The organism is Jeotgalicoccus aerolatus (assembly GCF_014635205.1).
GTDB lineage: Bacteria > Bacillota > Bacilli > Staphylococcales > Salinicoccaceae > Jeotgalicoccus > Jeotgalicoccus aerolatus.
Window position 1 is genome coordinate 1,125,132 of sequence record NZ_BMCN01000001.1, and the last position, 15,631, is coordinate 1,140,762.

The following is a 15,631-nucleotide window of genomic DNA, read 5'->3' on the forward strand; positions in this document are numbered from 1 at the left end:
TTGTTCATGAGTTTGAAATACCGCTTTTAACACAGTATCCTTTGAAGTTCTTTTCATATACACCTTCCCAACAGCCGTCACCTCCACTAATTTCGTTAAATTAAGAACATTATATCATATAAAAATTCGTTTTCATAAGGTTACATACATTGTTTAAATTTCTTTACAATGCATCATTATAACGCTGATAGGCTTCGTGAACCGGCCCCTTGTTTTTTAGTACTTGATCCACCGGCCCGCTTTCTGTAATCGTTCCGCCTTCAAGGTAGTGTACATAATCGAATGACTCGAGATGGCTGAGATCATGGGTCGCAGTAATGACTGTTTCTTTTTTGAATATCTCTGCCCATATTTTATCTCTGAGACGGACATTTAAACTTGCCGTCGGTTCATCCAGTATCCACGTATTTTTGTCTTCGATATACATGCGGATCAGATGCATCCGTTTTTTCTCACCAAGGGATAAGTACTCACTCGAGGTAATATAATCGTCCGGACTGAAGTGTTCCAGTTCGAACTGTTCAAGAAGTGTCTTAATCCGACTGTCTTCTGCCTTAAAGTGATTGAACATCGTTACGTTCTCTTTTACCGTCGCATTGTAAAAATCCAGATGCTGCGGCATAATCCCTGCATCTGATTGTTTAATCAGCTGATTTAACAGCGTCGTTTTACCAGACCCGCTGCTGCCGATCACAGCATGTTTTTCTCCTGTTTTGATGTCGATATTAACGTTTGTCAGCACGTCGCGTTTCGTTGACGGATAACGGAAATTCATTCCGGACAGCGACAGCTTATCCTGTACTTTTTTAGGCGCTTCACTGCTGTCTTCGCTGACCGCTTCAATCCGCGCTTTAACCGCCTTGTACTGACTCGCCGGCTTAATTACCGGCACCGCAAGTTCAAAAAAGCTCATCATTAATAATATAATCATCGGTATTAAGAGCGGATAATCGTTCTCAAATAATACGATGACCAGTACGATGACACCGAGCTGGATCAGCAGACTGACCGTGTCGATGATTGCATCTAGTAATGCTTCTTTCTGTTCATTCCCGGTTACTTTTTTATAAGTGTCTTTAATATTAGCGCTGATTTCACTATCTTTTTTCACTGTAAACAAGTTAGTAAAGTCCTGTATATAGTGATAGAGCCCGGTAAATAATTGATCTTCTGCTTCAGTTCTTTCATCGTAAAGCGTTTTGGAGCGGCTGCTGATAATTAACGGCATGACAACGAGCAGTATAAAGACCGCTGTCAGAATGATAAGGAGCAGTTTCGGATCGATTAACAGCGACAGAATAGTTAATATGAGCGAGATAAAGACCGCAACGATGTAAGGATAGACAATACGGATATAGTAATCTTCAATATCATCAAAGTAGCTCGTCAGCTTTTGAATGTAGCGCACGCTGTGGGTCTCTTCGTCGTTGTTTACGGACTGTTTGAAATATGATGCTCTTAAGCGGCCAATCATTTTAAATGTCGCATCATGACTTAAGAGCCGTTCTAAATACTTGGCCGTCCCTTTTGTCAGACCGAACATTTTAATGACTGCAATAATTAAAATAATGAGGAAGAACGGCGGTTCAAAGAAACTCAGACTGATCATATAACCGCTCAGACCGAATATTGACACCCCGACCAGACCGCCGGCAATGCCGAGTAAGATACTGTAGAAGATATGCATCTTCTCACCTTTTAAATAACTCATGCCGGCTCACCTCTTTTCAGTCCGCCGTCTGACAGAACGTAATGGTCATCTGCGATTGACAGCAGCTGACGGCGGTGAATGACTGCGATAATGGCAGCATCCTGTTTTAATTCACTTAAATATTTCATGACTAACTGTTCCGTTTTTGCATCTAAGAACTCTGTCGGCTCGTCCATTATAATGATTGCCGGCCGCTCAATCAGCACTCTCGCCATTTTCAGCCGGACGATTTCCCCGCCCGATAACGGTATATCGTGATTAACAATTGGCGTATGAATGCCCTTCTCTAAGTTATCGATACTGTCCGCTAAGTTTAAATCCTCTAAAATTTGTTTTACTTTGCTTGCGTCGTGGCTGCCGGCTGAGACGTATTCGTAAATCGTCGTATCTGAGAAATAGACCTGATCCGATACGTAGCCGATATCCGTTGTCAATACTTCCAGCTGGCCGCTTTTTGGTTCATGCAGACCGAGAATGCTCCGGAGCAGCGTCGTCTTTCCGGCACCGGATTCTCCTGTGATGGCTGTCAAACCGATCTTCTTAAAACTGAAGTCTGCTTCATTTAAGAGAATTTTATCGTCGTGACTGATCGTAAGATTATGTCCCCTCACTGCCTCTTCTGTCGTCTGTCCTCTATAGGCCGTATTCATTTTCGGCTGTTGAATCAGCGCTTGAACTCTGTCGTAGCTGCCGAGTGCGAGTTTGCCGTTATGAAATTCCGTACCGAGCACTTTGAGTGCATTGTAAAATTCAGGTGCTAACAAGAGGACGAAAAATGCAGTATAAAACGATATATTTTCAAAAATAATAATTCTAAGGGCAATTTCTAAAGCGACCAGACCGATACCGAGAATCGTTATAAATTCAAGCATCATCGTCGACTGAAAGGCATATTTTAAAATATGCATGGTTTCTTTAACGAAACCTTCATTATCTTCTTCCAGTCTTTTAGTCACAGTTTGTTTGGAATCCGTATTTTTCACCGTATCCTTGCCGCGGATTAGATTTAAAAACAGCGTGCCGATATTATCAAATCGCGTCGCCTGTTTCACCGATTCTTCCTGTGTCTGCAGGCCGACAAGCACGTAATATAAAGGAATAAACGGTGCCGTAAACAGCAGTATAGCCCCTGCGTATATGTCGATGAAAAATAATGCCGCAATGATAAGCACCACTTTAACGCTCGTTTTAATAATAGTCGGTATAAAAGTTGTTTCATACGGCCGGTAGTCTTCTAAGTGAACGAGCAGTGCATTCATCATTCTTTCAGATTCACGCCGTGTTTTTACATCGATGCCCTCGATCAGCCATTCGGCTTTTTGCTCTATAGACTGGTTGGCTTGTCTTTTTGTATACAGATCATACAATTTGTCCGTCACGATAAACGATAAAAAGAAAGCACTCATATAGAGCAATGACTGACTCATATTCAAATCAGTATCCATAACGATACTTTCCAGTATGAGAGACAAATGATGGCCAAAAGCAATGTAGCATATAATGCTCGCTGCAACGATTAAACTGTATAGCATAATATGTTTTTTTGATATACTCAATTTCATTTTTTTCCACCTTCAGACACAAAAAACGTGAAGAGTCCCCTTCACGTTTTTAGTAATTTATCCGCCGATGTAGCTCATGTTGATTTTCTTTCTCTTTTGGCGCATTTCTTCTGTAATTTCAGTTCTGATTTCCGAATAACGGTCATCACGTTTGTCCCATACACCCGTCAGCACTTCTGTCAGTTCCTCGTCACTGATACCATCCCGCATCAGTGTCTTAATATCGAAACCGTCGACCGCAAACAGACAGCCGTAGAATTTACCGTCGGATGACAGTCTTGCTCTTGTACACGTTGAACAGAAACTTTCCGATACACTCGTAATAAAGCCGAGGTAGGAATCAGCAGCATCGTTATGCTTGTACACTTTCGCCACTTCACCGTAATATGCCGGGTCCAGGGGTTCAAGGTCAAATTCAGTCTGCAGTGTTTCAAGTATTTCTTTTTTGCTGACTACTTTATCGAAGTTCCAGCCGTTGTCGTTACCGACATCCATAAATTCAATAAAGCGCAATGTGACCGGCAGATTTTTAAAGTATCTCGCCATCGGCAGTATTTCCTGCTCGTTTAAGCCTTTTTGCACAACCATGTTGATTTTAATCTGGAATCCGAGACCGATCGCATACTCAATTTGTTCCAGTATGCGTGACGTACCGATACCGCGGTCGTTAATCTTGCCGAACAGTTCATCGTCCATGGCATCCAGACTGATATTAATGCGTCTGAGTCCTGCATCGTACAATTTCTTGCCGTGCTTTTTAAGCAGCAGTCCGTTCGTTGTTAAACCGATATCTTCAATTCCTTCAATAACAGTTAATCTTTCGATTAACTCATGAAGGTCTTTTCTCATCATCGGTTCCCCGCCTGTTAAGCGTAACTTCTTCACACCAAGACTTGCATAAATTCTTGCGAGCCTTTCAATTTCATCAAAAGAAAGCAGCTGTTCGCGCTTTAAGAATTCAAAATCATCGCCGAAGATCTCTTTCGGCATGCAGTATCGGCATCTGAAGTTACATTTATCAGTGACCGAAATTCTGAGGTCCCTTATCGGACGGCCGAATTTATCTGTAACTACCTGAGCCATGTAATTCCTCCTTATTTAATATCAGTCTTCCGATTGATATTAACCAGCGTCGTACTATTGAGATTATAGGACTCAATGTTTATGTAATCGACATTGAGATTCTCGAAAAACGCTTTTAAACTTAACCTTTTCGTCTCAAGCTGTCCTTTTAACAGGTCAGCCAGAGTGTCATGCTGATAAACCCCGATGAGCGGATGTGCTCTGTCGTTATCAGTCGTAATTGTCGTATTGCCTGACTCCTCTGCTTTTTCAGCCAGTATATTCAGCCATGCTAAATCCACATACGGCGTATCACATGAGATCACCATTAACGGTTCTCCCGGATATTCTTTTGCCGCAGCATACAGTCCGCCGAGCGGTCCGTGATCGATATAGTCCGGATCGTCGACAATTACTTTATAATTTTTAAAACTTGTCTTAAGTTTATCATTTGTGTTGATGACAATCTCGTCTATTGCTTGAACATTTTCCAACTTTTGTGCGACATGTTCATACATCGGCATGCCGTCGAGTTTATAAAGCGATTTGTCCTCACCGAAACGGCTCGATTTGCCGCCGGCTAAAATAACTCCAATCATTCTAGCCTCCGCTGACCGGCGGGATTAATGCCACAGTGTCGTCCGATGTAACGACTTCATCATCTTTTACAAATGATTCATTTTTAGCGACCTGGAACACTTCGCCGTCCAGTTCAGGATAGTCGACAAAAATATGATTTTTTAATTCGCCGACAGTAATTGAATCACCGACAAACAGGTCAATCGTGTCGCTGCCGATTTTTTCTTTTATACTTGCAAAAACTTTAATTTCCATTTAGTTTTCCTCCGCCTTGGGATGATATTTGCGGGAATCGCCAATCCACTCTTCGCCGTCTTCCCAAATTTCTTTTTTCCATATTGGCACGATTTCCTTTAAGCGTTCCACAGCATATTCATTGGCACGGTAACTATCCGTGCGGTGCGGCGCACTCGTCACAATCACAACTGCGATATCGGATATTTCCAACTTGCCGATCCGGTGGCCAATGGCTGTAATCACACCCGGCCAGCGTTCAGAAATTTCATCTCCGATTTGCGCGAGCATTTTTTCAGCCATTGGAACATAAGCCTCGTATTCCAAATGAACTGTACGCGTCCCCTTCGTCCACTCGCGGACATGGCCGGTAAATGTGCAGACCGCTCCCTGATGTTCATTGACGGTCATTTGATGATATTTATTGATGTCCAGTTCGTCAGAAACGACTTCAAACATTTTCATTACTTAAATTGCTCCATTCTTTAAACCACTGTTCTGCCTTTTCTTTATCATATCGCATATCAAAACGGTTTAACACATTCGTGAGACCTATTTCGTTAATATCCGTGTCGCCGTCTGTAAAAGAATAGGTCAGTATAATTTTTGAATAGTTTTCATTTTTAAAGCCTTCAACAAGAACGAAATCCACACCCTCATTTTGGTATCGCTGCAGCTGGACTGTTAACGGTTTTTCCGGCTGCTCCATCATTACTGAGTATCCAGGCATGTTTAAAGCAGTATAATCTGCACCTGCTTCAAAAAACTTGCCCGTATCCGTCGAAGGATTGACCGATTCAGCAGAGTGATGCCTTTTGATAATGGCAACCGTCTGTCCGTGTGATTTTAAAAATTTAACGAAATCGAGAATCAGCGTCGTTTTGCCGGTGTTTTTAAAGCCCGTTACTTGTAATGTTTTCATTTACTCGACCCCAAAACTGTCTGTCCCTGTAGTTACATCGGTCAGCATAACCTTCACTGCATCCCCTGATTCAAAACCGCGCGTACCGCCCGGCAATACGATTACACCGTTACTTTTTGCGATCGATGTCACTGCATTCGATTTATTAAAGCCAGACGGACGTGCATAGATTTTACCTGCTTTAAAGAACAGTTCTGCACGGATGAAACGCGTGAACGGATTCGCTTTAGTGAAATCTTCATCGAGCACTGCATCGACAAAAGGTGCAAAAGGCAGTGCCGCTTCCTGCATTAAATTCAAGGCCGGCCGTGTAAATAATTCAAAGCCTGAATAGCAGGCAGACGGATTGCCGCTGAGTCCAAAGAGCAGTTTATCGTCCAGGGCGCTGACGGTCGTCACACTGCCCGGGCGCATGGCCACTTTGTTGAACAGAACTTCAGCACCGAGCGCATCGTAAATTTTCGGCAGCAAATCATAATCACCGACCGACACACCGCCGGTCGTAATAATCACATCGACCTCGTCGAGCATTGCTTTAATACGCGTATAGAGCGTGTCGAAATCATCCGTTTCAAGTTTGTAGTGCTTGCCTTCGATCCCCATGCGGCTAAGCTGGCTTAATATCATCGGCGTATTGGAGTTGCGGATTTTGCCGCGTTCGAGTCCATCTTCAACTTCCAGCAATTCCGTCCCAGTCGATAAAACACCGACCGCCGGCTGTTTAAATACTTCCACTTCGCTGTAGCCGAAAGTCGCTAAGGTAGCCACAGTCCCCGGATTAATCATGGTCCCTTTTTCAACGATTACGTCGCCCGTCCTGCACTCCTCACCCTGTTGAGCGATATTTTCATAGGGCTTAAACTCACGGCGGATCGTAAAGCCCCCGTCAATTTCTTTCGTCTGCTCAAACATAACGACAGTATCCGCTGATTCAGGAATTTCAGCCCCTGTCATAATACGGAATGCTTCATTATCTTTTAAAATATAATCACTGGAAGACCCTGCCGGTACTTCCTCAACGACTTTAAAAGGCACTCTGTTGTCGCCGGAAGCCCCCGCCGTACTCGATGAATGTACTGCAAAACCATCCATCGCAGATTTCGTAAATAACGGCACATCGGACGTAGCAGTTAAATCTTTAGCCAGCACTCTGTTGTAGCTTTGATCGTAGCTTACCGTTTCCGTGCCTGTTGATTTTACACGTTCCATCACTTTGGAAACTGCATCATTAACGTGAATCGGCGTTCTGTTTAAAGTCATTATTATCATCCTCATTGTATTTAAGATATTTATCGTTATGTCAAAATGTCTGATATAATTTATTTACTTATACTTATTGTACTAAATGGGAGGATGGATATGTCCAATTTTACGCATTTTAATGAAGAAGGCCGGGCAAAAATGGTCGATATATCAGATAAACAGGTGACTAAGCGAACCGCTACTGCACAATCGCTGCTGGAAGTCCCTGAAAATATTTACCTCGGAATTACTGAAGGCACCGTTAAAAAAGGAGATGTACTTGCGGTGGCCCAAGTTGCGGGTATTATGGCTGCAAAAAATACGCACCAGATTATTCCGATGTGCCACCCGCTGTCACTATCCGGCGTCGATGTATCATTCCGCTGGGACACTGGTGAAAATTATGTATTGATCATCGAAGCAACAGTTAAGACGACCGGAAAAACCGGAGTGGAAATGGAAGCACTGACAGCCGCAAGCGCTGTCGCGCTCACCGTTTATGATATGTGTAAAGCCCTCGATAAGGGCATGATTATTAAAGAAACAAAACTCCTTGAAAAATCCGGCGGTAAATCCGGAGATTACAAAGCTTAAATATGAATGAATCCGTCTGCCGATGCTGGCAGGCGGATTTTTTGGGTTTGGTGGGTGGGGGTTGGGTTTTCCGTTTGCGGCCGCTTGTGACTCGCTCATGCGGTCGATAATTCGTTTGCGGCCGCTTGTGACCCGCTCATGCGGGCAATAATCTGTTTGTGGCCGCTTGTGACTCGCTCATGCGGTCGATAACTCAGTTGCGGCCGCTTGTGGCCCGCTCATGCGGTCGATAATTCGTTTGCGGCCGCTTGTGGCCCGCTCATGCGGTCGATAATCTGTTTGCGGCCGCTTGTGGCCCGCTCATGCGGTCGATAACCCGTTTGCGGCCGCTTGTGGCCCGCTCATGCGGGCAATAAACCCAGATACTCACTCAAAAACCGCCAAAAACCGCACTCGCACCCAAATCCCCCATCAATTCTCCTTGTTCAGCTCAAATACTAAGTGATTCAGCTCAGGGATCACGAGTTTTTCCATAGCGAGCTTAACTGCGCCGCTCGAGCCGGGCAGAGAAATAATTAATTGGTTATCGTGTGTGCCCGCCGCTGCACGGGACAGCAAGCTGCGTGAACCGATGTCTTCTGTGTAGCTCAGCATACGGAAGAGTTCACCAAAGCCTTCGATTTCTTTATCGAATAATGGCGTGACTGCTTCGATTGTGACGTCGCGTTTCGCGATTCCTGTCCCGCCTGTTGTAATGACAACATCTACACCCGCTTCCAGGTGTTTCTTCGCAGCTTTCTGAATTCCGTCAATTTCGTCCTTCACGATTTCATAATGTTCGTCCGGCACAAAGGCGTTTACCGTTTTTATATAATCGATGACCAGTTTACCGCCCTTGTCCGTGGTCTTGTCGCGCGTATCGCTGACGGTCATCACCGCCACTTTAATATCTCTGTCAATTCTGTCCACAATACTCATATTTTTTTGCTCCTAACCAAATAGTTGATTGATGATCGTCCGTGCCTTATTTAAATTAACGACGTGATGCATCAGCAGTCTGCCGTTTGAAAAACTGACAATCCGCACATCGCCGTAGTTGAATTCGATAAAATACGGGGTCCGTTTAAATTCAATGCCCGCCTGTTCGAGCGCGGCTGTAACAACGTTTTCTGTTAATCGTTCATCGATGACTTGAATCATATCGCGCCCGCAAAATTTCATAGCGTTTGATTCCGTCCGGCTGATTTCCGGGAAGTCACGGGTCTGGCATGTTGGACAGTTTGTTTCGGTCATCTTGCCGATATCAATTTTCATATAATCCATATCCCAGACGTTGCCGATATGCAGATGATACGGGGCTGAATATTGTCCTGTCAAAATTTTAAGGGCTGTTGTAACTTGCTGACTCACTGCCATATGGACTGCCGGCGAGATAATTCCCGCAGTGTCGCACGTCAATGTGGCCGCCGGCAGCACCGGTGTTAAGCATCTGAAGCACGGCGTTTCTCCCGGTATAAAGGCCGCACTGGAGTATGATGCTTCAACACAGGCAGCGTAAATCCACGGAATCCCCAATTTAAAAGATGCATCGTTGATCAGCATGCGGGTATCAAAATTATCCGTTCCGTCGATTATAATATCCGCATCTTTTGCGAGCGACACCAAAAGTACCGCATCGCAGTGGGCAATATGGCTTTCAATGTCAATGCTGCTGTTGATTTTTGACAGCTGCTCATGGGCTGCTGCCGCTTTTGGTTTTTGTGCTGCTGCATCCTGCTCGGTATACAGCGTCTGGCGCTGGAGATTAGTGACTTCGACGTAATCCCGGTCGACTAAAATTAATTTCCCGATTCCGGCTCTTGCCAGCATTTCAGACGATAAAGACCCGAGTGCCCCAAGGCCGACAATGACCGCTGTTTTTTCACCCAGCAGCCTTTGGCCGTCACGGCCGATATTTTTATATAGTAACTGTCTAGAATATCTGTTATCCATTTTTTTCACTCATTAATATATTAATTTTAAGTAAATCCTGACTCTCCGATTTTATCACAGCAGACAGGCGAAATCATTTTTACGGTTTACATTAAATGGGTGCAGCTGCGCTATGTTAAGAAGATGTAAACTTCGTCTGTTATTTGTATAAATTGTGCTAAAATATAGTTGTTATATTATAGAGTAATTTACGGAGGGCATATAGATGAAAAAGCTTCTAGTTGTTGATGATGAACCATCAATTTTAACATTACTGAAATTCAACCTTGAACAGAGCGGTTTTGAAGTCCTGACAGCAGAAAACGGCAACGATGCACTTGAGATTGCGACGACTGAAGATCTGACTTTGATCGTCCTCGATTTAATGCTGCCCGGAATGGACGGTATGGATGTCTGTAAAACACTCAGACAGGAAAAAATTAATACCCCGATCTTGATGCTGACAGCTAAAGACGATGAGTTCGATAAAATTCTCGGTCTTGAACTCGGTGCGGATGACTATATGACTAAACCGTTCAGTCCAAGAGAAGTCGTGGCACGCGTTAAAGCGATATTACGCCGGACGACACTAATTACTGCAGAAGCTAAAGATGAGATTATTAAAATCGGCGACCTTGAAATTCATCCCGACAAGTATATGGTAATGTTCAAAGGCGAACAGCTGGTGCTGACGCCTAAAGAATTTGAACTGCTGCTTTACCTAGCCAACCACCGCGGTAAAGTACTGAGCCGTGACCAGCTCTTAAACGGCGTCTGGGATTTCCATTACGACGGTGATACACGTATTGTCGATGTCCACATCAGCCACCTGCGTGAAAAAATCGAATCGGATACGAAACAGCCTGTCTATATCCGGACGATTCGCGGATTTGGCTACAAGATGGAAGGACAAGACTAAATGCAGCGACTGTGGCTGAAAATCACAGGCTCGTATTTACTTTTATCGATCGTCTTTATACTGGTTCTCTGGTTTTTTATCAGCTCGATCATCCAAAATACATATACGGATATGACAGAAGATCATTTAATAGAAAATGCTCAGCTGGTATCAGAAGTCATTACGCTCGGCGGACTGGACAAAGACAGGCAGACACTTGATGAATGGATAGCTCGTCTGAATGATGAAATCGATCTCCGTTATACTATCGTCGGTAAAGAAGGCGCGGTCATCGCAGATTCAGAGAGCGACATTGAAACGATGGATAACCATCTAAACCGGCCTGAAATCGAAGCCGTCCTCGTAAAAAATCAGGAAATCGGCACATCTACCCGTCTGAGTGATACGAGAGATATGTCCATGATGTACGTCGCTATTCCTGTCATTTCTAATGATGAGATTATTGGCGCTGTCAGAACATCTGTCTCGACTGAATCGATTGAAAATGCAATTGGTGCGATTTGGAAAACGCTAAGTACTATACTGTTTATTATCCTGCTGATTTCAGTCATTTCTGCAGCCTTGTTAAGCTACAATATTACGAAACCGATCAACAGAGTAATCAACGTGACGAAACGACTGCAAAACAAAGATTACAGTGCCAGAATTAATGCGAATTATTCCGGTGAAATTGGTAATTTAAATACGTCTGTTAACGCACTGGCAGCGAGCCTTCAGTCTCACGTTAACGAGATTGAGGAAAGCGAGAAACAGCTGAACAGTATTATGTCGAACTTGGTCAGCGGTGTTGTCTTAATTAATGATCACGGCGAAGTCGTGCTGACTAACCATGCGACAGAGCGTTTTTTATCGAAACATACATCTAAAATCGAAGGTAAAAAATTCAGCCTGGTCTTTGGCCCGCTCGGCATCGATCACCTCATTGAGTCCGTGATTGAAGACAATGTAAAATCGCATGACGAAGCTCATATTTACTTCCCGGAAGAGCGTATTCTGGATGTCCATATTGCCCCGTATTACAGCCAGGGCTGGCAGCAGCGCGGTGCAATTATGGTGCTGCACGATATTACCGCTATCAGGCGCCTTGAGAAAATGCGCAGTGAATTCGTAGCCAATGTGTCACATGAGCTGAAGACGCCGATTACTTCAGTTAAAGGGTTCGCAGAAACGCTGCTCAGCGGAGATGTGCCCGATGAAAAAACGGCGAAACAATTCATGCAGATTATTTACGACGAAAGTGAGCGGCTGAACCGGCTGATTACCGACCTGCTCGAATTATCCAAAATTGAAAAGCAGGCTATGCCGCTTAAAATTACCGATGTGGACGTCAATGAAGTCATTAAAAACTCCACACTCACCATCTCTAACATTGCGAGCGATAAAAATATCAGCCTGCATTTACCAGATAACGATCAGCCGATTCACATTGAAGCTGACAGCGACCGCCTTGGACAAATTGTCTTAAATCTTGTTGCCAATGCTGTAAACTATACTTCTGATAATGGCGATATTTTTATCGACGTAAAAGAAGAGCCTGAAACACTGATTCTTAGCGTCAGAGATACCGGCATGGGGATTCCTAAAGAAAGTCTCGGCCGTCTTTTCGAACGCTTTTACCGGGTCGATAAAGCCCGGAGCCGCCATTCCGGCGGTACCGGCCTCGGCCTCGCAATCGTCAAACACCTGATCGAATCCCATCACGGAGAAATCCACGTGGAAAGTGAAGAAGGCGTCGGTTCCACATTTAATGTGGTACTGCCTAAAACTCAAAAAGAAACATAAAACTGAGACTGAGACAAAAAAATCCGTAGGTTAGACCCCTCGTGGGAATGCTAACCTACGGATTATTTATGCTGGAGATATTTATCTTAGTATACGACTTAATTTTATCTAAACGGAGTAAACAGCAGATTATTTTCCAAGTGCAGAATCGTCATAATATTATTTTCGTTTTCTTCTAATTTCTTCATCACGAAAACATTTAAAGGTTCATTGCTGTCTACAGGCGTATAGCCATTTGTCAGAGAACGGATCTGCTTAAACCAGCTGACGATATTTTGATGCTCGTCGATTAATCTTGTAATGTGCGGTTTTAATGCCTCGTGCGTGACCTCACTTTGCTGTTCATAATAAGTCGTTAACAGCGGGTAAACATCTGTCTCTTCTGTTTCAATATGCACCGTCATTTCCCGGTAAATATTATAGAAGAGATCTGAGACTTTATCGTACTCAGCATCTTCTTTTTTATATTTCTTAGCCAGTTTTTCAACATAATCATTCAGGACCGGCAGTTCATCCAGCAAGTCATCGTTATATTTACGGCCGATATATTTAATAATGCTCGGTTCATCCATATACGACACGTCGATGCCTTCAATACGTTCTTTTGATAATTCATTCACTTCATACAAAATGTTTTCAAGATTAAAGTGCCCTGCATCGTATGCATCCTTCAGCGTATCGCTGCCATTGTTAACGAAATCGATGTTCACTTCTCTGAACACATCCGCCGCAGCCGGCACTTTAAATAAGATATCTTTAAGTTTCATGTTTTCATTTATATTTGACATGTTGAATCCTCCTCGTCTATTCTTTATATTCATACCATTATTCGAAATAATTTAAACCTCAAAACCCGTTTAATTCATTATCTCGCCGGGTATTGTATAATTAATCTAAACACCTATTTTGATGGAGGTCAGAACTCGTGAATAAAAATATAAAAATGCTGGCAACAATCATACCGCTGATTGCAGTGCCCTTAATCAATGAACGCAAAAAAATTAGCAAACATCCCGACATGCAAAAATTAGGTGCGGTATCTAATACTGTCTATACACGTGTCAAAGACAGCAGCAAAGATGCTGCTTCAAGTGCATATGAATCGACTAAGCACACTGCACAATCAATCGGTTCAAAAGTAAGCAGCAGTTTAGAAGAGCGCAGCTACAATAAAGAAGTTAAAAATTATCAAAAGAGTTTAGACAAAGAAGATTCTTTAGAAAAACGCTTTGAAAAAGAAAAAGCAGCACATAGAGAAAAACGCCTCGATAACGATGGCACTAAAAAGCGCTCATCTTTCGTGCCTAAGATTTTTAAATCGCATCAGGAAAAATCACCAGAAGAGATTGAGGACGGCATGACAGTTTCAGATGACTATATGTCAAACTCCGAAATCACTCCGGATATTAATACTGACAAATTAACTGAACCGGACAACCAGGAACCGGATTACGGCGAAATGTATATGTTCGAAGAAACAGAAGAAGAACAAGAAGAAAATAATACACAAAACGAACTGGTTCCTTACACAGGTATGCCGGTACAAACTAACGAAAGCAGTGAAAACATGACAAACATCCAGAAAATGAATGAAGAAAAAGTACTCAGCAACACTGAATTTACTAGGAATGACTCAGCTGACAGCAGTAAGGATTTACCGCTTCGCCAGCAGCATAAAAATCTTTTAGATCCGCGCAGTGCAGCACGCGATAAATATATCGCTGAAAAGAAAAAAGAAAAAGAAGAACTGCGTCACAGCAACTCTCTCTTTAATCAGCACCGCCGCATGAATTTCGAACATGCTAACAAATACGGCCGCCGTATCGGTGACGGCAGCACCTATATTAAAGATGAAACCATTAAAAACTATGAAGAATTAATGTTTAATAAATAAGTTTATCATCTTAGGAGCAAACATTATGAACGTCAAAAAAATTACAGTATTTTGCGGTGCTAAAACCGGTAAAAATGAAAACTATGAAAAAGCAGCCTTTAAGCTTGGACGTGACGCTGCTAAAAGAAATATTACTATCGTCTACGGGGGCGGCGCGACCGGCTTGATGGGCGCAGTGGCAAACGGTGCGCTGTCTGAACAAGGACACGTTACCGGGGTCATCCCTCAGTTTTTGGTCGACCGTGAAGTCGCTCACCCTGGCGTTAAAGATATGCGCATCGTCCAGTCTATGCACCAGCGCAAACTGGAGTTGGAAAACGAAGGCGATGCTGTTATTATGATGCCCGGCGGTGCCGGCACGCTTGAAGAATTTTTTGAAGTCTTCACCTGGGGCCAGCTCGGTCTGCACGAAAAACCGATCGGTATTTTAAATGTTGACGGTTATTTCGATGCCTTAAAAACAGTAATAGATAAATCAATTGAAGAAGGCTTTTTGGAAGAACGCTATTTAGATATGCTGTTCATCCACGATAATCTGGCAGATATTGTTACAGGCTTTGAAAACTATGTCCCTGTAGCAGCAAGAACGAATGCTGACTTAAAATAAGCACAAAATAAAAAGAGCACAGGTTCAAAATTATAATTTGAATCTGCGCTCTTTTTTTGTCGATTTTTTAAAGAGAACATGTTGTTTTAATGAATGACCATCAATAATGTCCGGATGGTCAAATGTTTTTACAGGCTCCATGCCAATTTTCTCCATAATATTAATCGATGGTATATTGCGTACTGCTGTATAGGCATAGACTTCCTTAATATCCGTCTGACGTTCGACGAATTTTAAAACACCGCGGGCTGCCTCTGTCGCAAAGCCCTGGTTCCAGTGTTTTTTCTGCAGCCGCCAGCCGATTTCAATACATGGTAAAAATTCAAAGTCCAAACTGTCATCAGCTTCCAGCACATGAATGCCTGTAAAGCCAATAAATTCATTGGTATCTTTTCTTTCCACCGCAAACAGACCGAAACCTCTGTCGACAATGCACTTTTGAGCTGCACGTGCATATTCGACAGATTCTTCAGGCGAACTGAGGGACGGAAAATAGCGTCTGACATCGGGATCTAAATTCATTTTAATAAATGGCTTCAGATCACTTTCCTGCCAGTCGCGCAAAATGAGACGTTTTGTCTTAATATACTTCATTTCACTTCAGGCCTATCT

General features: G+C 43.2%; 17 protein-coding genes. 5 read left to right on the forward strand and 12 right to left on the reverse strand.

Annotated elements, in window-relative coordinates; translation table 11 throughout:
- Positions 1-163: 163 nt before the first annotated feature.
- Genes IEU81_RS05725 through IEU81_RS05760 form a run of 8 tightly spaced genes read right to left on the reverse strand, consistent with a single transcriptional unit; the run spans position 164 to position 7,330 of the window.
- Entirely contained in the window at positions 164-1,711 is a 1,548-nt protein-coding gene (locus IEU81_RS05725; protein ID WP_186090674.1) for an ATP-binding cassette domain-containing protein, read from the reverse strand.
- Complete coding sequence (locus IEU81_RS05730) at positions 1,708-3,273, reverse strand: ATP-binding cassette domain-containing protein (protein ID WP_186090675.1); 1,566 nt, start codon at positions 3,271-3,273, stop codon at positions 1,708-1,710. The genes IEU81_RS05725 and IEU81_RS05730 overlap by 4 nt, the downstream gene beginning before the upstream one ends.
- Before the next feature lie 57 nt (positions 3,274-3,330).
- Positions 3,331-4,356, reverse strand: a complete 1,026-nt coding sequence (moaA, locus tag IEU81_RS05735) for a GTP 3',8-cyclase MoaA (protein ID WP_186090677.1) — start codon at positions 4,354-4,356, stop codon at positions 3,331-3,333.
- 11 nt (positions 4,357-4,367) lie between these two features.
- Positions 4,368-4,934, reverse strand: a complete 567-nt coding sequence (mobA, locus tag IEU81_RS05740; RefSeq protein WP_186090679.1) for a molybdenum cofactor guanylyltransferase — start codon at positions 4,932-4,934, stop codon at positions 4,368-4,370.
- Position 4,935: 1 nt separating this feature from the next.
- A complete protein-coding gene (locus tag IEU81_RS05745; RefSeq protein ID WP_186090680.1) occupies positions 4,936-5,169 on the reverse strand; it encodes a MoaD/ThiS family protein in 234 nt (77 codons plus the stop codon).
- Entirely contained in the window at positions 5,170-5,613 is a 444-nt protein-coding gene (locus IEU81_RS05750) for a molybdenum cofactor biosynthesis protein MoaE (RefSeq protein WP_186090682.1), read from the reverse strand.
- Positions 5,600-6,070: a molybdopterin-guanine dinucleotide biosynthesis protein B gene (gene mobB / locus IEU81_RS05755; protein ID WP_092598855.1), complete on the reverse strand. Its 471-nt coding sequence runs from the start codon at positions 6,068-6,070 to the stop codon at positions 5,600-5,602. The genes IEU81_RS05750 and mobB overlap by 14 nt, the downstream gene beginning before the upstream one ends.
- Positions 6,071-7,330, reverse strand: a complete 1,260-nt coding sequence (locus IEU81_RS05760) for a molybdopterin molybdotransferase MoeA (protein ID WP_186090684.1) — start codon at positions 7,328-7,330, stop codon at positions 6,071-6,073.
- Between the two features lie 99 nt (positions 7,331-7,429).
- Between IEU81_RS05760 and moaC the strand changes: the two genes are divergently transcribed.
- A complete protein-coding gene (gene moaC, locus IEU81_RS05765) occupies positions 7,430-7,906 on the forward strand; it encodes a cyclic pyranopterin monophosphate synthase MoaC (protein ID WP_092598849.1) in 477 nt (158 codons plus the stop codon).
- Between the two features lie 411 nt (positions 7,907-8,317).
- On the opposite strand, the gene IEU81_RS05770 is transcribed toward moaC, so the two are convergent.
- Entirely contained in the window at positions 8,318-8,824 is a 507-nt protein-coding gene (locus tag IEU81_RS05770) for a MogA/MoaB family molybdenum cofactor biosynthesis protein (protein ID WP_186090686.1), read from the reverse strand.
- 12 nt (positions 8,825-8,836) lie between these two features.
- Positions 8,837-9,838, reverse strand: a complete 1,002-nt coding sequence (locus IEU81_RS05775; protein WP_186090687.1) for a ThiF family adenylyltransferase — start codon at positions 9,836-9,838, stop codon at positions 8,837-8,839.
- 205 nt (positions 9,839-10,043) lie between these two features.
- Here IEU81_RS05775 and IEU81_RS05780 point away from each other — a divergent pair, with 205 nt between their 5' ends.
- Positions 10,044-10,736: a response regulator transcription factor gene (locus tag IEU81_RS05780; RefSeq protein ID WP_092598840.1), complete on the forward strand. Its 693-nt coding sequence runs from the start codon at positions 10,044-10,046 to the stop codon at positions 10,734-10,736.
- Positions 10,737-12,518, forward strand: a complete 1,782-nt coding sequence (pnpS, locus tag IEU81_RS05785; protein ID WP_186090689.1) for a two-component system histidine kinase PnpS — start codon at positions 10,737-10,739, stop codon at positions 12,516-12,518. It abuts the gene before it with no gap.
- 104 nt (positions 12,519-12,622) lie between these two features.
- On the opposite strand, the gene IEU81_RS05790 is transcribed toward pnpS, so the two are convergent.
- Positions 12,623-13,306 (reverse strand): hemerythrin domain-containing protein, encoded by a 684-nt coding sequence (locus IEU81_RS05790; protein ID WP_186090691.1) that lies wholly within the window; start codon positions 13,304-13,306, stop codon positions 12,623-12,625.
- A gap of 137 nt (positions 13,307-13,443) precedes the next feature.
- Between IEU81_RS05790 and IEU81_RS05795 the strand changes: the two genes are divergently transcribed.
- Both IEU81_RS05795 and IEU81_RS05800 read left to right on the forward strand, forming a co-directional pair.
- Entirely contained in the window at positions 13,444-14,412 is a 969-nt protein-coding gene (locus IEU81_RS05795) for a hypothetical protein (RefSeq protein ID WP_186090693.1), read from the forward strand.
- Between the two features lie 25 nt (positions 14,413-14,437).
- A complete protein-coding gene (locus tag IEU81_RS05800; protein ID WP_186090694.1) occupies positions 14,438-15,019 on the forward strand; it encodes an LOG family protein in 582 nt (193 codons plus the stop codon).
- A 30-nt stretch (positions 15,020-15,049) separates the two neighbouring features.
- Here IEU81_RS05800 and IEU81_RS05805 read toward each other — a convergent pair whose 3' ends face one another.
- Positions 15,050-15,613: a GNAT family N-acetyltransferase gene (locus IEU81_RS05805; RefSeq protein WP_186090696.1), complete on the reverse strand. Its 564-nt coding sequence runs from the start codon at positions 15,611-15,613 to the stop codon at positions 15,050-15,052.
- Positions 15,614-15,631: the final 18 nt, after the last annotated feature.

Coding starts and splice junctions, on each gene's coding strand:
- IEU81_RS05790 (WP_186090691.1), bottom strand. CDS start 13,306: ATGTCAAATATAAATGAAAACATGAAACTTAAAGATATCTTATTTAAA.
- IEU81_RS05730 (WP_186090675.1), bottom strand. CDS start 3,273: ATGAAATTGAGTATATCAAAAAAACATATTATGCTATACAGTTTAATC.
- IEU81_RS05750 (WP_186090682.1), bottom strand. CDS start 5,613: ATGAAAATGTTTGAAGTCGTTTCTGACGAACTGGACATCAATAAATAT.
- mobB (WP_092598855.1), bottom strand. CDS start 6,070: ATGAAAACATTACAAGTAACGGGCTTTAAAAACACCGGCAAAACGACG.
- IEU81_RS05800 (WP_186090694.1), top strand. CDS start 14,438: ATGAACGTCAAAAAAATTACAGTATTTTGCGGTGCTAAAACCGGTAAA.
- IEU81_RS05760 (WP_186090684.1), bottom strand. CDS start 7,330: ATGACTTTAAACAGAACGCCGATTCACGTTAATGATGCAGTTTCCAAA.
- IEU81_RS05780 (WP_092598840.1), top strand. CDS start 10,044: ATGAAAAAGCTTCTAGTTGTTGATGATGAACCATCAATTTTAACATTA.
- IEU81_RS05725 (WP_186090674.1), bottom strand. CDS start 1,711: ATGAGTTATTTAAAAGGTGAGAAGATGCATATCTTCTACAGTATCTTA.
- IEU81_RS05745 (WP_186090680.1), bottom strand. CDS start 5,169: ATGGAAATTAAAGTTTTTGCAAGTATAAAAGAAAAAATCGGCAGCGAC.
- mobA (WP_186090679.1), bottom strand. CDS start 4,934: ATGATTGGAGTTATTTTAGCCGGCGGCAAATCGAGCCGTTTCGGTGAG.
- moaC (WP_092598849.1), top strand. CDS start 7,430: ATGTCCAATTTTACGCATTTTAATGAAGAAGGCCGGGCAAAAATGGTC.
- IEU81_RS05770 (WP_186090686.1), bottom strand. CDS start 8,824: ATGAGTATTGTGGACAGAATTGACAGAGATATTAAAGTGGCGGTGATG.
- IEU81_RS05775 (WP_186090687.1), bottom strand. CDS start 9,838: ATGGATAACAGATATTCTAGACAGTTACTATATAAAAATATCGGCCGT.
- pnpS (WP_186090689.1), top strand. CDS start 10,737: ATGCAGCGACTGTGGCTGAAAATCACAGGCTCGTATTTACTTTTATCG.
- moaA (WP_186090677.1), bottom strand. CDS start 4,356: ATGGCTCAGGTAGTTACAGATAAATTCGGCCGTCCGATAAGGGACCTC.
- IEU81_RS05805 (WP_186090696.1), bottom strand. CDS start 15,613: ATGAAGTATATTAAGACAAAACGTCTCATTTTGCGCGACTGGCAGGAA.